This window comes from Paenibacillus sp. B46(2026) (assembly GCF_056786355.1).
This window is the reverse complement of sequence record NZ_CM165907.1, coordinates 85,742-103,935: the sequence shown is the minus strand read 5'-3', so window position 1 is coordinate 103,935 and position 18,194 is coordinate 85,742. Positions and strand designations below refer to the sequence as shown.

The following is an 18,194-nucleotide window of genomic DNA, read 5'->3' as shown; positions in this document are numbered from 1 at the left end:
CTCATCTATTTCTCTTCATCTGTAAGTGATTCATCCGTTACCTGATCTACCTCAATAACTTCCGGTTGTTGCTCGGATGCAGGTAGTTCAATAATAACCGTTGTTCCCTTGTTCATGACGCTTTTAATATCCATCATGCCCTTATGTGATTGAATAATGCGTTGACTGACCATAAGACCAAGCCCTGTTCCAGACTCTTTGTTTGTAAAGAAAGGCTCCCCAAGTTTGGGCATCATCTCTTCGGGGATACCAATCCCTTCATCCTTGATCTCAATTCTGACGCGATTCAGCTGTTCGTCATGCTTGAGCTTAATATGGATGCTTCCTCCATTTGGCATGGCCTCCATGCCATTTTTCAGCAAATTGATAAATACCTGCTTCAACTGGTTCTCTTCACAGTGTACCATAGCCGAATCGGATGAGGCACGCAGTACAAATTCTACACCATGCAGATGTGCCTGACTATCCAGCAACGAGATGACATCACCAAGAATAAAACGAATATCCCGATTCTGAAAATGAACTGCCTGCGGTTTCGCCAGAATCAAAAACTCACCGACTATAAGGTTGATGCGATCCAGCTCCGATAACATCAGATCCAGATGACGATGATTCAGCTTATTGCTCTCCTGCTGGAGCTGCAGGAACCCGCGCAGTGTGGTCAGTGGATTACGAATCTCATGTGCTACACCCGCTGCAAGCTGGCCCACCGTTGTTAGTTTCTCAGAGCGTCTGAGCAGCTCTTCCATCCTGTTACGACTTGTAATGTCCCTGGAGACACTAATGAGCGCGGTAATCTCTCCAGCCTCGTCTCGTACCGGAGCCGTACTGACACTGACCTCTACCCGGGTCCCATCCTTCTTCATCCAGGTGGTTTCGTTGGACGTAATGGACATCCCCTCAACGAGTTGGGCATGCTGACGTTTCATTTCTTCCTCTGCCTCTGGCGGGATGATCTTCAGGTTACGACCTTCCACCTCACGACTTCGAAAACCATATAATTGTTCAAACGCCCGGTTAACCCGTAGCACTTTCCCTTCAAGATCCGTAATGTGAATGGCATCAGCCGTCTGATTGATGATGGACTCCAGATGCTCTTTAACCGCCCGATTCTCTTCATACATCTGTTTCAGGCGGCTCGTATAATGGCCGAGATTGCGAATCATGGCATTAATACGGTTGGCCAGCTGGCCAAGCTCATCCTTCCTCCGTACTTTCAGACGGAAATCAAAGTGCCCATCCGCTACCTCATTCACTTTGCCCAGTATGGATTGGATCGGACGCGTAATATACCCTGCGAGCAGATAGCTGCCAAAGATCACGATCTCCAGCAAAACCAACGATATTGAGGCATGGCTCACCAACTGCTCAGATACCATGGAGGATATTTGTTTATAGTCCATGACAATACTGATGACATAGGAAGACTGATTGGGTGTGAAAATGGGAATAAAACTCTTCAGTACCTTCTGTTCGTGCGTTTCACTGACAAAAGATACATTTTGCCCTGTTCGAATGGCGCGCACCACAGCACGATGATCCTCATCCGTAGAACCATACTGGTATGTACCAAAACGAATCGGTCTGTTATTCAACTTGCTAAAGTTCGAATCTCTTCCGTCATCACCCATGTTCGGGCTGCCGAAAGTCAACGGATTGATGCCTGTAATCTCCAGAATGGAGGGATTGACCTCACGAATTTTATTCAAAATCTCATCCGGACTAGAGATTTTCACATAGTCATCAACTTCCGTATTATTATAGAAGGGATTGATTATGTAGTTTCTCTTTCCATCATGGTAGTAACCCCAGATATCAATATCCGAAGGACTGGATGTAGAATACTCGAATCCATCTGACCAGAAATGATCCAACTTCTGCCCTTGGGGAATCGTCACCTGTTGTTTTTCAAACAACTGCTTAAATGCCTGATACCAATAGGTCATGGATTTGGTGGACAGTCCGATCTCTCTCGGATCTGAAGAGCGACTAACCACAATGTCATCATCCGTCTGCTCCATCAACGAAATATGCGAGACGCCGACCTTTTGACTCATGCGAACAAGTTCTTCATTTGTGATATTATTAATATCCGGGTCCAGTTCTTCCGCCGCCATTACGGCCGCAAGCCACAGATTGTTTCCAATCTGTCGTTTTACATAATCCGAACTGTATTGGTTCTGTTCGACAGCAATTGCAATCTGCTTCGCAGTGAGCACCATCTTGTTTTCACTGTCCTGCCGCAGATTCTCTTCTGTAGTATAATAACTCAATGCGATATTCAACACTAAAATCACCAGCGCTGAGCACGACATAATCATGGATAATTTCGTTTTAATAGACAACTTTTTTGTTCACCTCTCGGCTTGTACCCTCTGGCGATATATGGCAAAACCTATCTCCATCATAACGCTTGTATGTCTTTTTGAAAAGGATAATTGACCTCCGTCCAAAAGTTACCGATTGGCTGAAAAGCTCGAAATTCGTTGTTTTTTGCCTTTTTGGACTCTACAATGAAATTAATCACTATATTTATCCACAAATCCACAGGCTTGTGGATAGTTTGTTTATAACTATGTGAGCAACCGTGTGGTTGTCCACAGATTTATACACAACATGTTAACAACCCGAATACTTGTTCGCTGAATAAACGCTTTTGGAAGGAGTTATATTGTATATGACTGACCATTCTCACCAGCCCGACCTTTCACATTTATCCGAGGAGGCTCAGCATGAGCATTGGATGCGAGAGGCCATTGCCGAGGCCTACAAAGCCGAGGCTCTTGGAGAAGTTCCGATTGGCGCTGTAATTGTACAAAATAACCAAATCATTGGTCGAGGATATAATTTGCGTGAAACTACGCTGGATTCCACTGCCCACGCGGAGATGGTAGCTATCCGTCAGGCCAGCGAGACCATTGGAGCTTGGCGTTTACTGGATTGTGCTCTGTACGTCACTCTGGAACCCTGTCCAATGTGTGCAGGTGCAATTGTGCAATCCAGAGTCCCCCGCGTAATCTATGGTACAGCTGATCCCAAGGCAGGCTGCGCAGGTACACTGATGAATCTGCTACAGGAGCCTCGTTTTAACCATCGTACCGAGGTTGTTCCGGATATTCTTCAGCCTGAATGCTCCACGATGCTGACTCAATTCTTCAGACGTCTGCGCCAAAAATAAAAGTAAACTATATAAATTGAAACTAAACATTTACACGAGAACGTAGAGGACAGAAATAACCTGAAGAAGCAACGCGTTCGCCTTTATCCCCAGATTTCCACTTCTATAATATAGAATCGAAAAATCGGGGAATAACAGCGATCGGAAGGTTGTTCTGTCATCGGAGTGGCAAGTGTAAATATTCTTTAGTTCAATTCATATAGCACTACGAACATCCCAATTGGAAAGGAAGTCTGCTGCAATGGCACTAACACTCTATGATACAGCCAATGGCATAAGCCTTCGGTTGCTCACACCCCAGGATACACAATCCTATCTGGATCTCATTCAGATCACACGCATCCCATATCAAGCCGTAGAACCTGTGCGAGAGGATGATTTCTATACACTGGATGCTCAGACTCGGCGGATTCAGGATCGGGTCAAGGCAGCAGAAGAGGGTACGGGATATCAATTTGGAATCTATACCATTAAAGACAGCCTGCTGATTGGACAAGTAAGTCTCAACAATGTGGTATTGGGCGTTGCCAATTATGCTGACATGGGTTACTTCATCCATCCGGATTATCAGGGCGGTGGACGAATGACAGCAGCGGTTAAACTGGCCGTAGCTTATGGCTTCCGTGCGCTGAAGTTAAACCGGGTTCAGGCTGCGGTATTACCCTCCAATAAAGGTTCACAGCGCGTACTAGAGAAGAATGGATTCCAGTTTGAAGGTACTGCTCGCAAATATCTCAAGATCAACGGCAAATATCAGGATCATCAGATCTATGCTGTAATTGCTGAAGACTTGGACGAACTTACGAATTAATTGATTTAGAAGCTTCCCCATTAAGCTGTCTGTATTCCCAATTTAACATTATACAAATTTAATGTACAAAACCGCACTACCCTAGTTATGTAGGAGAGAGTGCGGTTTTATTTGTATAGATATCACCAGCCACAATTCAAAATCAAAGATCAATTATTTTGCGGATATCCCCTCTTACGCTGTGTAACAAAAAAAACCGCCTGTACCCAAGCGGAAGGAGATTATCCTTCACTTGAATCACAGACGGTTTGAACTCAGCGAGATTAGTATCCGTATGAAGCGTTCATCAGTTCTTCGAACTCTTGCATAGTAATTACGTCATCGCCCGTAGGGATGTTGATTTTGAATGCTGCTTTTTCGTTAATCTTGGTGTACGTATTGGAACCGGTAAATGCCAATTTCACTTCGTCTTTCGTATCTTCCGGCTTGATCAGCACATCAGCGACCATCTTTTGATATACCGGGAAGTCGTTTTTGTCCAATGCGAAATCGATGTTGAATTGGTTAATTGTCAGAACATCTTTCAATTTGTCCAGGTCCTTAGCCATTTCAGCCTGATCTGCCTCAGTGATCTTCAGATCTTCTTTAGCTTTGTCGATATCAGCCTGATCCATTTGCAGCATTTCACGATATTCCTCTTTGGACAGAATATCCAATACTTTAGGCATAGCTTTTGTTACCAGTACAGTAACCGCTTCTTTAACATTGTCATTATTCACCGAGAATTGTACAACCTGCTTCGCATCTACACCTTCAGGAAGTTGTGCATCTTTGGTGTCTAGGTTTTTGAAGAATTTAGCTTGATCGTACTCGCTCAGCACTGCGTCCATTACTTCGTTGCTCAGCTTTTGCGTTTTGGCTGCGTCCATAGCATCCGGGTTCCATTCTGTGCCCTCTTGCTCAGCCAATTCTTTCAGATCCAGCTCCAGGAACTTGTTAACAACGTTCTCGGGAATCGGGAAGAATGGAATATTCGGCACTTTCACATAGAGTTTCTCTGCCGTCATCACCATTGGAATGTTAAAGGTCATACCCATGTCGCCTTTAAGCTCGATGCCAACAGTCATCTCTGTCTGCATTGGCTCACTCTGGTATACACCCGTTACATTCAATTGAGCATCCTTAAGCATGCTCATAAACTGAGTCATAGTAGGATCAGTTTGTGAAGCATCCCCAGGTTTATAGCTCAATTCATTAATTGTAAAGTTGGAACTCATTTCATACGAAGTCAATTTGGAAGCATTGGCCGCAGCCGTCTTCAATGCCTCTTTTGGTTCCTGCTTGCTGCTACATGCTGTCAGTGCCATAGATACGGTCAACAGCAACGTAAGAAGAAGCGCCCCCATACGTTTAGTCATTTGTTTCTCTCCTCTCGTGATAACCCCAAAAAAGTAATTCAATCTCAATGATATACCATATCACCAGATACCGAAACCTAATTTGGGAAAAATGTGATCTTTCCTCTTTAAAATGGCTACAAAGACCTATGCCAGCTTTGGGAATAACCATGTGCCTGTCTTTATATATGTATGAATACGCAAAAGCCCCCTGTTAGGTAACAAGGGACTTTTGCTGTAAATCTGTTTCTTCTATTAACCTTGAGGATTCAAATGATCCACGTGGTTTTGATTTTTAACTTTTTTGGAACCGGATAATGGCTCCTGCATGGAAGAGCGTTTGGATGAATGATGATGCTGTTCGGATGCTTGCGCTTCCGGTACGGGAATTGTTTTCGGTTTGCTCATATTATTGCCCCCTCATCATTGGTTTAGGAATGGGATGGGTCCCTATCTTCCGTTTTATCATGATTCAGTGCATCCTGATGACGGCGATCATTAATATCTTGCTGAATCTGCTGAGCATGATGACTGTTTACGGCTGGCTGCTCCAGATCATCGACTACATTTTGCAGGTTTTTGTCTACTCCCGCTTTGGCTTTGGTCAATTGAGTTCACTCCTTCGGATTTCAGGCTATTATCTCGTCTGGGATTGTAACGACTGGGCGCATTCATGAATGTGCCTTGTATAATCGTGAGCCAGTTCCTGAATCGGTTCTGTACGCTCATCTGTCGTTCGTCCATCACGTTCCACATCAATCAGCTGTACACTAACTTCACGGGAATCGACATATGCACATTTGAAATCAAAAGAGTACATCTCGTGCCCTGCTGTAGCAATGTGTATCCGAATAGCCTGCTGATCGGCTTCATCGGCCATTACCTGAGCCTGGTCTCCAACATTCAGGACTTGAGGCAAACGTTCTTGCCAGGCCCCCACAAGCTCTGTCTGATCGATGTTTAACTCGCGGTTCATCTTACCACCTCCACTCCTATAAAGTGCGGCGATGAGGATGTTTTTATACATAACAGCCTTATTCAAAATATAGCGTTGTACTAAGCAACGTATACATCGGTCACCAACCTGTATGCTCACTACGTTGAACAAACTCACAACGCAAAAAAGGATTCGAGCGAGATCGCTCGAATCCTTGTTATAAGTGTAGTATGGCGGAGAGGGTGGGATTCGAACCCACGTGGAGTTGCCCCCTAACGGTTTTCAAGACCGCCCCGTTATGACCGCTTCGGTACCTCTCCAGGGAATTAACTTTTATAAACTTGCCACGAAAAGTATCATACCACAATTAGATATGAAGATGCAACCTTTTTTATATCGCTATTCAAAATTTAGTTCAGATCGCGGATTTAGATATACAATACCTTCCCATCCGCCATTCAGAAATGACGGACGGGATTGGTATTCTTTTTGATATGTGAATCGTTAACTCACTCTTAAGAACGACGTGCAATCACACTGATGCCGCCCATATAAGGACGCAATGCTTCAGGAATGACTACCGTACCATCTTCCTGTTGATAGTTCTCCAGAATAGCGGCTACCGTCCGTCCAACGGCCAATCCTGACCCGTTCAATGTATGCACAAATTCCGGTTTGGCTTTTGGCTCTCTGCGGAAACGGATATTGGCACGTCGTGCCTGGAAGTCCTCACAGTTAGAGCAGGAAGAAATTTCACGATAGGTGTCGCTCTCAGGTAACCACACTTCAATATCATACGTTTTAGCTGAAGTGAAGCCCATATCTGCGGTACAAAGTGTTAGAACGCGATATGGCAAGCCCAATAATTGAAGCACACGCTCCGCATTTTGTGTCATTTGCTCCAGCTCTTCATATGATGTCTCTGGAGTAGAAAGCTTCAGTAACTCTACTTTGTTGAATTGATGCTGACGAATCAACCCACGTGTATCCCGTCCAGCCGAACCAGCTTCAGAACGGAAACAAGAGCTGTATGCCACAAAGTGCTTAGGCAATTGATCTATATTCAGAATCTCTTCGCGATGGTAGTTCGTTACCGGAACTTCAGCGGTAGGAATCAGATAATATTCAGTATCTTTCAACTTGAACAGATCTTCTTCGAACTTAGGCAGTTGACCCGTTCCAAACAGGCTGTCCCGATTGACGATATATGGAGGCAAGATCTCCTCATATCCATGCTGATCACTGTGCAAATCCATCATGAAGTTGATCAATGCACGTTCCAGACGTGCTCCCAGCCCTTTATAAAAGGTAAAACGGGAACCTGTTACTTTGGCAGCTGCTTCAAAATCGAGGATATCGAGATCCTGTGCAATTTCCCAGTGTGCTTTTGGTGCAAAAGTAAATGACTTGGGCTCTTCCCAGCGACGAATCTCAACATTGTCGTCTTCAGAAGCTCCAATAGGTACACTTTCGTTAGGAATATTCGGAATCGCCATTGTAAGATCATTGATCTTCACTTCGAGTTCACGAACTTCTTCGTCCATGGCTTTGATTCGGTCAGAGACTTCACGCATCTCCACAATCAGTTCGTCTGCATTCTCACGGTTCTTCTTCAGTCTGGCAACTTCACCAGATACCGTATTCCGACGACTCTTCAGCGTTTCACTCTCTTGAAGCAATTCCCGACGCTTGGCATCCATTTCCGTAAATCCAGCGACAAGATCCAGCGATTTGCCACGGTTAGTCAATGCTTCTTCTACACGTGCATACTCATTCCGCAATATTTTCACATCAAGCATGATATAACCCTCCTAAATAACCCCACGAAGTGAAGCTTTATGTTTAATCAAATCTCATAACTCTACTGTGTATACCTTACTATATACTTATCGGACCCCGTAACCAAAAAAACAACCTATGTTCCAGGTGTCACCCTCCGCTGCGATTCCCGCTTTGAAGCAGATACAAGCAACATCAGGCATCCGTTCAGATGCAACTGCCAACCAGCGGCCTTACAAGGCTTCTGGGGAGGTGATCCGATGACCGGGAGATCATAGGTTGTACATCATGCTTTATTTAGGGTCTACCGAGGGTCTGTAGGATTTGGCCATGTCTACAAAATAAGCATGCAGACGATAGTCATCCGTCAACTCCGGATGATAGGAGCAAGCCAGCAAATGTCCCTGGCGCGCAGTAACAATCTCATCTTTGTATGTGGAGAGTACCTCCACCTGGTCTCCAACACTCTCAATTAAGGGTGCCCGGATAAACACTGCCCTTACCGTTTCTTCAATGCCTTTGACTGGCAAGTCTGTCTCAAAACTTTCTCTCTGCCGTCCAAATGCATTTCGAGATACAGTCATATCCATTAGCTCCAAATGAGCCTCTTCTTGCCCTGTAATGTGTTTGGCCATAACGATCAAACCAGCACAGGTACCAAATACCGGTTTGCCCTCAGCAGCGAACGATCTAATGGCATCCATAAACCCGTACTTGCGCATCAGTTTACCGATCGTCGTGCTTTCCCCGCCAGGAAGGATAAGACCGTCCAAGTCCTCTAATTGCTGAACCTGTTTGATTGCCACACCTTCTGCTCCGGCACGTTCAATACTCCGAATATGCTCTGTGACAGCTCCCTGAAGTGCTAAAACGCCGATCTTCATATGAACATTCCCCTTCTCTTACCAGCCGGATCTTGCATACGCTCAGAAGGTTCAAGTTTGGAAATCTCAATGCCTTTCATCGCTGCTCCAAGATTCTTAGACACTTCGGCCCGTAATGCATGTGTCGTCCATTGCCTTGAATATAACGGTTAACCCGCTCTCCCAAGTAAAAGAACAATAGACTTATTTACATCATCATACGTAGAATTCTAACTTGATATTTTACCGGAAAAATTGTAAATATACAATCCATCCGGTCGGAATAACTTGCATTTTGTCAGTGATTAGCAACATCAACATTAACATTAAAACCATGATCATACTCTTTTTTGTGAAATACGCTATTGGTTAAAACAGGTTTTTGATTCCGTCAAAGAGATCCACGAAGAAATCCTTTACAGCACGGAAGAACAGACGGAACCATCCGCCTTTATCAGCCTCTTCAGCAGTAATCAAGTTCACTGTTTTTTCCTGAGGCTCAATTCCATCCGCTTTATACGTGTACGTTACCGTACCAACCTTTGTACCTGCCTTGATTGGTGCTACCAGCTTGTCAGCCTCAGTTACGTTCGCTTTGAACGTCACATCCAGGTTTTGAGTACCTTTGGGAACAACGAAACTTACCGCATTATCTGTTACGACTGGAACGGTCGTTTCTTTCCCTTTTTTCAAAGGTACAGCTTCCCAGCCCGTCACTTTGGTCTTGCCTGCAACAGCCTGTTTCACTTCAAAGTTGTTAAATCCATAGTCCAGTACCTTTTTGGTTTCTCTGAAACGTGCAGATTCCGAATCAGTACCCATAACAACACTGATCAGACGCATACCATTACGCTCCGCCGTACCCGTGAAGTTATTACCCGCATTCGTGGTATGGCCTGTTTTCATTCCGTCGAGACCTTCATAGGCATAGCTTTTGAAATTGGTTATATTTTTATTCGCTTCCAGCATCCAGTTGTAATTGATGATTGGAGCTTTATCATTAGGACGGAACTTGTAAGATTGAATGGTTGTGAATTCTTTGTAGTCCGGGTGATCCATAATGATATATCGGCACAGAATCGCAGCATCCAGTGCCGACATCACTGTTTCCTTATCTTCCGCCGGGCGGAAGTCAGCAGGCATATCTGCTCGATCCAGACCCGAAGAGTTAATGAAGAACGTATCCTTCATTCCCATACGCTTCGCTTCATCATTCATCATTTTCACGAAAGCTTCTTCAGAACCTGCAACATGTTCAGCCAAAGCTACCGTAGCATCGTTGGCAGAGCCAACAGCCATAGCAATATAGAGATCCTTGACTGTGTGCTGGTCGCCTTCCGCCAGGAAGATACGTGATCCGACATTTTGTGCAGCATTCCTTTTCACTGTTACAACTTCGTCCCAGCTGACTTTTCCTTGTTTGACTTGCTCTGCAACAATGTACTCCGTCATCATCTTGGTCATACTTGCAGGCGGCATGGCTTTATCCGCGTCGATAGACATCAGAACTTGTCCGGTTGAAGCCTCCATCAGTACTGCTGCTCTAACTTCAAGCCCGAGTGAATCTACCCCAGGAATCTGCACTGCTTTCTCAGTTTTTGTTGTTGTTGCCGTAGCAGTCAGAACCTGACCGGAGTTATTCGCAGCAGCCATGACCGGCATTACTGCAGACATACAGAGCATGTTAATTAGCATTACCGAGGCTACGCTCTTTTTGAGCATTTGGCGTTTCTTTTTATTCATGTGTTTGGCTTTCAATGATGAATACTCCCTTCGATCCAAAGCATGGTTATATGCTTCAGTGCAGCTTAAGCTGCAATTTTCTTATTCCCTAGCCTGTATATAGATGTATGGAATGTGTGGTATATGCGCTATATCGAACAAGCAATATTAATTGCTCCTAAAGTTCGTTATCGATTGTCACTTAGTCCGCCTTTTGCGAATGCTTATGTAAAAGGACGTCCGCGCTTCTGTTTAACTGCCAGTCTTTTCTGGCATTCCGTTTGCTTTTCAAAACCATATTCATAGATTCACGTCAAATAGCCGCCGCAACGCCTTAATCCAACCTTGGATCGTCACCGCTTGTTCTATTCTATCACAGGGGTATCTGCAAAAAAAGACAGACCCGGTGAAAATCACCGAGCCTGTCCTGGAAATAATTAACTCTCTTCCGATTACAACGAGTAGTTAGGTGCTTCTTTGGTAATCTGTACATCATGGGGATGACTTTCGCGCAGTCCCGCACCTGTAATTCGGATAAAGCCCGTATCGTTACGAAGCTGCTCCAAGTTGCTTGTACCACAGTATCCCATACCCGAACGCAGACCACCAATCAGTTGGTGGATCGTATCAGACAATGGTCCTTTGTAAGCGACACGACCTTCGATTCCTTCCGGAACCAGTTTCTTATCATCATCTTGGAAATAACGATCTTTACTACCTTGTTTCATTGCAGCCATTGAACCCATACCGCGATAAACTTTGTAGCTACGTCCTTGGAAGATCTCAGTTTCCCCTGGGCTTTCCGCTGTGCCGGCAAACAAACTTCCCAGCATAACTGCGTGTGCTCCTGCAGCCAGTGCCTTCGTAATTTCACCAGAATATTTAATTCCGCCATCCGCAATAATCGGAACTCCATATTCGCGTGCCACTGTTGCACAATCGTATACTGCAGTTACTTGAGGTACACCAATACCAGCGATAACACGTGTTGTACAAATCGACCCTGGGCCAATACCCACTTTGACCACTGAAGCCCCTGCTTCGATCAGGTCACGAGTTGCTGCGCCAGTAGCGACGTTACCTGCAACGATGGTCAGGCTAGGGAAACGTTCACGAAGCTGACGTACAGCTTCAATGATATTGATATGGTGTCCATGAGCCGAGTCTACCGTAATCAAGTCAACACCAGCCTGTACCAAAGCATCTGCACGTTCAAATGTATCTTTGGAGATACCAATCGCTGCACCAACCAACAAACGGCCTTGGGCATCTTTGGCTGCATGAGGGAATTGAATGGCTTTTTCAATATCTTTAATGGTGATAAGACCTTTCAACGTGTTCGTCTCATCAACTAATGGAAGTTTTTCAATCTTGTGCTTCTGAAGGATACCCTCAGCTTCTTGCAGTGTAGTGCCTACAGGAGCTGTAACCAGATTCTCACGAGTCATGACTTCACTAATTTTGATGCCGTAATCATGGATAAAACGCAAATCACGGTTGGTCAAAATACCAACCAGCTTCTGATCTCCTTCAATAATAGGTACACCGGAGATCCGATATTTCGCCATAACTGCTTCAGCATCAGATACCAGGTGATCTGCTGTCAGTGAGAACGGATTTGTAATTACACCACTCTCCGAACGTTTAACTCGATCTACTTCTTCTGCCTGTTGTTCAACCGACATATTTTTATGGATAATACCGATACCGCCTTCACGTGCAATGGCAATAGCCAATGTCGCTTCAGTTACCGTATCCATACCCGCACTGATTAAAGGAATGTTTAACTTTACACTATCGCTCAAACGAATAGATACATCTACTTCTTTAGGCAGTGTCTCGGATTTCCGTGGCACTAGCAATACATCATCAAAGGTGAGGCCTTCCTTACCAAATTTATCTTCCCACACGCAAGTGTTCCTCCTTATGTTTGCTCAGCTTTACGGTCCAAAACCCGAAGATTCCAGGCTGTATTTCACGCCGAAAATACGTTTTCTGAAAAATTTATTATTGCCATCTTAGCAAAGCGATATTTAGACTGTCAAGGAAAAGTACTTGGTTATATCAGGTGTATTGCCTGATGAACACAACTGTTTTTCTAGAGCGGACAAGTGTAGATATTACGACAAAAAAACGTCAATTCGTATCGAATAACGTTATCTTTATACATACTATTGTGCTGTTAAATTCCCAAATACAATCTGCATTTTAATCCTATACTGTATATTATAACAACATAATAAAAACCACCACCGAATAACATCGGCAGTGGTTCTTTGCTTGGCGGCGTCCTACTCTCCCAGGACCCTGCGGTCCAAGTACCATCGGCGCTAGAGGGCTTAACGGTCGTGTTCGGGATGGGTACGTGTGGAACCCCTCCGCCATCGCCACCAAACGCATAGCTTAGCTTACATTTCAGAGTGGTTGTTCTCTGAAAACTAGATTCGAAACGAAACATGCAATTTAGAACTTGCTATTGGATAAGCCCTCGACCGATTAGTACTGGTCAGCTCCATGCATTGCTGCACTTCCACCCCCAGCCTATCTACCTCGTCGTCTTCAAGGGGTCTTACATACTGGGAAATCTCATCTTGAGGGGGGCTTCACGCTTAGATGCTTTCAGCGTTTATCCCTTCCGTACATAGCTACCCAGCGGTGCTCCTGGCGGAACAACTGGTACACCAGCGGTACGTCCATCCCGGTCCTCTCGTACTAAGGACAGCTCCTCTCAAATTTCCTACGCCCACGACAGATAGGGACCGAACTGTCTCACGACGTTCTGAACCCAGCTCGCGTACCGCTTTAATGGGCGAACAGCCCAACCCTTGGGACCTACTTCAGCCCCAGGATGCGATGAGCCGACATCGAGGTGCCAAACCTCCCCGTCGATGTGGACTCTTGGGGGAGATAAGCCTGTTATCCCCAGGGTAGCTTTTATCCGTTGAGCGATGGCCCTTCCATGCGGTACCACCGGATCACTAAGCCCGACTTTCGTCCCTGCTCGACTTGTAGGTCTCGCAGTCAAGCTCCCTTATGCCTTTGCACTCTTCGAATGATTTCCAACCATTCTGAGGGAACCTTTGGGCGCCTCCGTTACTCTTTAGGAGGCGACCGCCCCAGTCAAACTGCCCACCTGACACTGTCCCCGCACCGGTTTACGGTACCAGGTTAGAACCTAGATACGATCAGGGTGGTATCCCAACGTTGCCTCCACGCAAGCTGGCGCTCACGTTTCAAAGGCTCCCACCTATCCTGTACAGATCGTACCCAAATTCAATATCAAGCTGCAGTAAAGCTCCATGGGGTCTTTCCGTCTTGTCGCGGGTAACCTGCATCTTCACAGGTATTAAAATTTCACCGGATCTCTCGTTGAGACAGCGCCCAAGTCGTTACGCCATTCGTGCGGGTCAGAATTTACCTGACAAGGAATTTCGCTACCTTAGGACCGTTATAGTTACGGCCGCCGTTTACTGGGGCTTCGGTTCACAGCTTCGGGACGAGTCCCTAACCACTCCCCTTAACCTTCCAGCACCGGGCAGGCGTCAGCCCGTATACTTCGCCTTACGGCTTCGCACAGACCTGTGTTTTTGCTAAACAGTCGCTTGGGCCTTTTCACTGCGGCCCCCTCGTGCTATTCACACTACCGGGGCACCCCTTCTCCCGAAGTTACGGGGTCATTTTGCCGAGTTCCTTAACGAGAGTTCTTCCGCGCGCCTTAGAATACTCTTCTCGCCTACCTGTGTCGGTTTGCGGTACGGGCACCATCACCTGGCTAGAGGCTTTTCTTGGCAGTGTGAGATCATGACCTTCGCTACTGTAATTTTCACTCCCCATCACAGCTCAGCCTTACGATGTGCGGATTTGCCTACACATCAGCCTTACTGCTTAGACGGACATCCATCAGTCCGCGTCACTACCCTACTGCGTCCCCCCATTGCTCATAACGGCTTACGGTGGTACAGGAATTTCGACCTGTTGTCCTTCGACTACGCCTTTCGGCCTCGCCTTAGGTCCCGACTTACCCTGAGCGGACGAGCCTTCCTCAGGAACCCTTAGGCTTTCGGCGGATCAGATTCTCACTGATCTTTTCGTTACTCATACCGGCATTCTCACTTGTATAATGTCCAGCGCTCCTTACGGTACACCTTCAACCCTTATACAACGCTCCCCTACCCCTGATGCAAAGCATCAAGCCATAGCTTCGGTGGTGTGTTTAGCCCCGTTACATTTTCGGCGCAGAGTCACTCGACCAGTGAGCTATTACGCACTCTTTCAATGATGGCTGCTTCTAAGCCAACATCCTGGTTGTCTGTGCAACTCCACATCCTTTCCCACTTAACACACACTTGGGGACCTTAGCTGATGGTCTGGGCTGTTTCCCTTTTGACAATGGATCTTAGCACTCACTGTCTGACTCCCGGAAGTAAGTCTATGGCATTCGGAGTTTGACTGAGCTTGGTAACCCTTGCGGGCCCCGCACCCAATCAGTGCTCTACCTCCACGACTCTGTTTTCCGAGGCTAGCCCTAAAGCTATTTCGGGGAGAACCAGCTATCTCCGAGTTCGATTGGAATTTCTCCGCTACCCCCACCTCATCCCCGCATTTTTCAACATGCGTGGGTTCGGGCCTCCAGTGCGTGTTACCGCACCTTCACCCTGGACAGGGGTAGATCACCCGGTTTCGGGTCTACGTCCACGTACTCACTCGCCCTATTCAGACTCGCTTTCGCTGCGGCTCCGGCTCTTCACCTTAACCTTGCACGGGAACGTAACTCGCCGGTTCATTCTACAAAAGGCACGCCATCACCCCTAAAACGGGCTCTGACTTTTTGTAAGCACACGGTTTCAGGTTCTATTTCACTCCCCTTCCGGGGTGCTTTTCACCTTTCCCTCACGGTACTGCTTCACTATCGGTCGCTAGGAAGTATTTAGCCTTGGCAGATGGTCCTGCCGGATTCATACGGGGTTTCACGTGCCCCGCACTACTCGGGATCCGTCTCGGAGGGAACCAACTTTCAATTACAGGGCTTTTACCTTCTTTGGCGGGCCTTTCCAGACCTCTTCGCTTAACCGGTTCCTTTGTAACTCCATGTGAGACGTCCCACAACCCCAGAGAGCAAGCTCTCTGGTTTGGGCTTCTCCGCGTTCGCTCGCCGCTACTGACGGAATCACTATTGTTTTCTCTTCCTCAGGGTACTTAGATGTTTCAGTTCCCCTGGTATGCCTCTGCACAACCTATGTATTCAGTTGTGAGTAACTGGAAATTACCCCAGCTGGGTTTCCCCATTCGGACACCCCCGGATCAAAGCTTGCTTACAGCTCCCCGAGGCAGTTTCGTTGTTCGCCACGTCCTTCATCGGCTCCTAGCGCCTAGGCATCCTCCGTGTGCTCTTAGTAGCTTAACCATATTGCTCCGGTTTTGACTGCTCGCTTCCCTTGTTTTGCTTGCGCAAAGCCAAAAGTCGCTCCCATCCAATACCATCGCAAAAGCAATTAACTACCGTTTTTATTGAAACTTGTTTGCACAAGTTCAGCTAAAAAGGAATGTTCTAATTCGCGTTTGTTTCGTTTCGATATCTAGTTTTCAAAGAACAAGCTCCATGCAAAAGCAAGCTGTTTGAGAGTTTGAGCTCTCAAAACTGAGCAACGAGTGAGTGTTGTGCTCTTCATTTCACCCACACCGAAGTGATGGACCGAAATGAATTGCTGTCGCAGGTTCTTAGAACCTGCTGATTTGAATGTTTCCGTTACAGGAAACGATTCTCCATAGAAAGGAGGTGATCCAGCCGCACCTTCCGATACGGCTACCTTGTTACGACTTCACCCCAATCATCTATCCCACCTTCGGCGGCTGGCTCCTTGCGGTTACCCCACCGACTTCGGGTGTTATAAACTCTCGTGGTGTGACGGGCGGTGTGTACAAGACCCGGGAACGTATTCACCGCGGCATGCTGATCCGCGATTACTAGCAATTCCGACTTCATGCAGGCGAGTTGCAGCCTGCAATCCGAACTGAGACCGGCTTTGTTGGGATTGGCTCCATCTCGCGATTTCGCAGCCCGTTGTACCGGCCATTGTAGTACGTGTGTAGCCCAGGTCATAAGGGGCATGATGATTTGACGTCATCCCCACCTTCCTCCGGTTTGTCACCGGCAGTCTATCTAGAGTGCCCACCCGAAGTGCTGGCAACTAAATATAAGGGTTGCGCTCGTTGCGGGACTTAACCCAACATCTCACGACACGAGCTGACGACAACCATGCACCACCTGTCTCCTCTGTCCCGAAGGAAAGAACCATCTCTGATTCGATCAGAGGGATGTCAAGACCTGGTAAGGTTCTTCGCGTTGCTTCGAATTAAACCACATACTCCACTGCTTGTGCGGGTCCCCGTCAATTCCTTTGAGTTTCAGTCTTGCGACCGTACTCCCCAGGCGGAGTGCTTAATGTGTTAACTTCGGCACCAAGGGTATCGAAACCCCTAACACCTAGCACTCATCGTTTACGGCGTGGACTACCAGGGTATCTAATCCTGTTTGCTCCCCACGCTTTCGCGCCTCAGCGTCAGTTACAGCCCAGAGAGTCGCCTTCGCCACTGGTGTTCCTCCACATATCTACGCATTTCACCGCTACACGTGGAATTCCACTCTCCTCTTCTGCACTCAAGTCACCCAGTTTCCAGTGCGATCCGGGGTTGAGCCCCGGGATTAAACACCAGACTTAAATGACCGCCTGCGCGCGCTTTACGCCCAATAATTCCGGACAACGCTTGCCCCCTACGTATTACCGCGGCTGCTGGCACGTAGTTAGCCGGGGCTTTCTTCTCAGGTACCGTCACCTTGAGAGCAGTTACTCTCCCAAGCGTTCTTCCCTGGCAACAGAGCTTTACGATCCGAAAACCTTCATCACTCACGCGGCATTGCTCCGTCAGGCTTTCGCCCATTGCGGAAGATTCCCTACTGCTGCCTCCCGTAGGAGTCTGGGCCGTGTCTCAGTCCCAGTGTGGCCGATCACCCTCTCAGGTCGGCTACGCATCGTCGCCTTGGTGAGCCGTTACCCCACCAACTAGCTAATGCGCCGCAGGCCCATCCCCAAGTGACAGATTGCTCCGTCTTTCCAGTTCTCTTCAGGCGAAGAAAACAACTATTCGGTATTAGCTACCGTTTCCGGTAGTTGTCCCAAACTTGAGGGCAGGTTGCCTACGTGTTACTCACCCGTCCGCCGCTAAGTATCCAGGAAGCAAGCTTCCTATCAACTCCGCTCGACTTGCATGTATTAGGCATGCCGCCAGCGTTCGTCCTGAGCCAGGATCAAACTCTCCAATAAATTGAAAAGAGCGATAAGCTCATTTTGAATCTGACGAGATTAAACATCTCATTTGTGCTCCAGTCGATCCAAGCCAAGGCTTGTCTCCAACTTTCGCGTTCATTCTGCAAGCAGAATGTTTACTCACTCGTTGTTCAGTTTTCAAAGATCAAACTTGTTTTGTTACCGAATTTCGTTCTCTTCAGCAACTTTTATATCATAACACTTCCGAACCAACTTTGCAAGCTCTTTTTTTAAGTTCTTTT

The 18,194-nt window shown here is 46.8% G+C and carries 11 protein-coding genes, 1 tRNA gene and 3 rRNA genes; 2 read left to right on the top strand and 13 right to left on the bottom strand.

Features of this window, described 5'->3' with window-relative positions:
• Positions 1-5: 5 nt before the first annotated feature.
• Entirely contained in the window at positions 6-2,345 is a 2,340-nt protein-coding gene (locus AC1S8V_RS00480; protein WP_482072028.1) for an ATP-binding protein, read from the bottom strand.
• A gap of 332 nt (positions 2,346-2,677) precedes the next feature.
• On the opposite strand from AC1S8V_RS00480, the gene tadA reads away from it, so the two are divergent.
• Entirely contained in the window at positions 2,678-3,178 is a 501-nt protein-coding gene (gene tadA / locus AC1S8V_RS00475) for a tRNA adenosine(34) deaminase TadA (RefSeq protein WP_482072027.1), read from the top strand.
• Between the two features lie 241 nt (positions 3,179-3,419).
• A complete protein-coding gene (locus AC1S8V_RS00470; protein ID WP_482072026.1) occupies positions 3,420-3,989 on the top strand; it encodes a GNAT family N-acetyltransferase in 570 nt (189 codons plus the stop codon).
• Between the two features lie 263 nt (positions 3,990-4,252).
• On the opposite strand, the gene AC1S8V_RS00465 is transcribed toward AC1S8V_RS00470, so the two are convergent.
• The 12 genes from AC1S8V_RS00465 to AC1S8V_RS00410 form a co-directional block, all read right to left on the bottom strand.
• Positions 4,253-5,347: a hypothetical protein gene (locus tag AC1S8V_RS00465; RefSeq protein WP_482072025.1), complete on the bottom strand. Its 1,095-nt coding sequence runs from the start codon at positions 5,345-5,347 to the stop codon at positions 4,253-4,255.
• A 234-nt stretch (positions 5,348-5,581) separates the two neighbouring features.
• Positions 5,582-5,734: a small acid-soluble spore protein P gene (locus AC1S8V_RS00460; protein WP_145326589.1), complete on the bottom strand. Its 153-nt coding sequence runs from the start codon at positions 5,732-5,734 to the stop codon at positions 5,582-5,584.
• A gap of 23 nt (positions 5,735-5,757) precedes the next feature.
• Entirely contained in the window at positions 5,758-5,934 is a 177-nt protein-coding gene (locus tag AC1S8V_RS00455) for a hypothetical protein (RefSeq protein WP_017691325.1), read from the bottom strand.
• Positions 5,935-5,963: 29 nt separating this feature from the next.
• Complete coding sequence (locus tag AC1S8V_RS00450) at positions 5,964-6,302, bottom strand: hypothetical protein (protein WP_036607297.1); 339 nt, start codon at positions 6,300-6,302, stop codon at positions 5,964-5,966.
• Positions 6,303-6,494: 192 nt separating this feature from the next.
• Positions 6,495-6,583 (bottom strand) — tRNA-Ser (locus AC1S8V_RS00445).
• 195 nt (positions 6,584-6,778) lie between these two features.
• On the bottom strand, positions 6,779-8,062 hold the full coding sequence (gene serS, locus AC1S8V_RS00440) for a serine--tRNA ligase (RefSeq protein WP_482072024.1): 1,284 nt from the start codon (positions 8,060-8,062) through the stop codon (positions 6,779-6,781).
• 273 nt (positions 8,063-8,335) lie between these two features.
• Positions 8,336-8,926, bottom strand: a complete 591-nt coding sequence (pdxT, locus tag AC1S8V_RS00435; protein WP_482072023.1) for a pyridoxal 5'-phosphate synthase glutaminase subunit PdxT — start codon at positions 8,924-8,926, stop codon at positions 8,336-8,338.
• A gap of 348 nt (positions 8,927-9,274) precedes the next feature.
• Positions 9,275-10,663, bottom strand: a complete 1,389-nt coding sequence (locus AC1S8V_RS00430) for a D-alanyl-D-alanine carboxypeptidase family protein (RefSeq protein ID WP_482072022.1) — start codon at positions 10,661-10,663, stop codon at positions 9,275-9,277.
• Positions 10,664-11,079: 416 nt separating this feature from the next.
• The gene (guaB, locus tag AC1S8V_RS00425) at positions 11,080-12,537 is read right to left on the bottom strand and encodes an IMP dehydrogenase (protein WP_062838151.1); all 1,458 of its coding nucleotides are present in this window, start codon (positions 12,535-12,537) and stop codon (positions 11,080-11,082) included.
• A gap of 368 nt (positions 12,538-12,905) precedes the next feature.
• Positions 12,906-13,022, bottom strand: a 5S ribosomal RNA gene (gene rrf / locus AC1S8V_RS00420).
• Between the two features lie 81 nt (positions 13,023-13,103).
• Positions 13,104-16,031 (bottom strand): 23S ribosomal RNA (locus AC1S8V_RS00415).
• Between the two features lie 365 nt (positions 16,032-16,396).
• Positions 16,397-17,949 (bottom strand): 16S ribosomal RNA (locus AC1S8V_RS00410).
• The 16S, 23S and 5S rRNA genes sit together here, the layout of an rRNA operon.
• Between the last annotated feature and the right edge of the window lie 245 nt (positions 17,950-18,194).

Bases quoted from the DNA above. Each gene is read 5' to 3' on its own strand.
- tadA (WP_482072027.1), top strand. From the start codon at position 2,678: ATGACTGACCATTCTCACCAGCCCGACCTTTCACATTTATCCGAGGAG.
- AC1S8V_RS00470 (WP_482072026.1), top strand. From the start codon at position 3,420: ATGGCACTAACACTCTATGATACAGCCAATGGCATAAGCCTTCGGTTG.
- AC1S8V_RS00465 (WP_482072025.1), bottom strand. From the start codon at position 5,347: ATGACTAAACGTATGGGGGCGCTTCTTCTTACGTTGCTGTTGACCGTA.
- AC1S8V_RS00460 (WP_145326589.1), bottom strand. From the start codon at position 5,734: ATGAGCAAACCGAAAACAATTCCCGTACCGGAAGCGCAAGCATCCGAA.
- AC1S8V_RS00450 (WP_036607297.1), bottom strand. From the start codon at position 6,302: ATGAACCGCGAGTTAAACATCGATCAGACAGAGCTTGTGGGGGCCTGG.
- serS (WP_482072024.1), bottom strand. From the start codon at position 8,062: ATGCTTGATGTGAAAATATTGCGGAATGAGTATGCACGTGTAGAAGAA.
- pdxT (WP_482072023.1), bottom strand. From the start codon at position 8,926: ATGAAGATCGGCGTTTTAGCACTTCAGGGAGCTGTCACAGAGCATATT.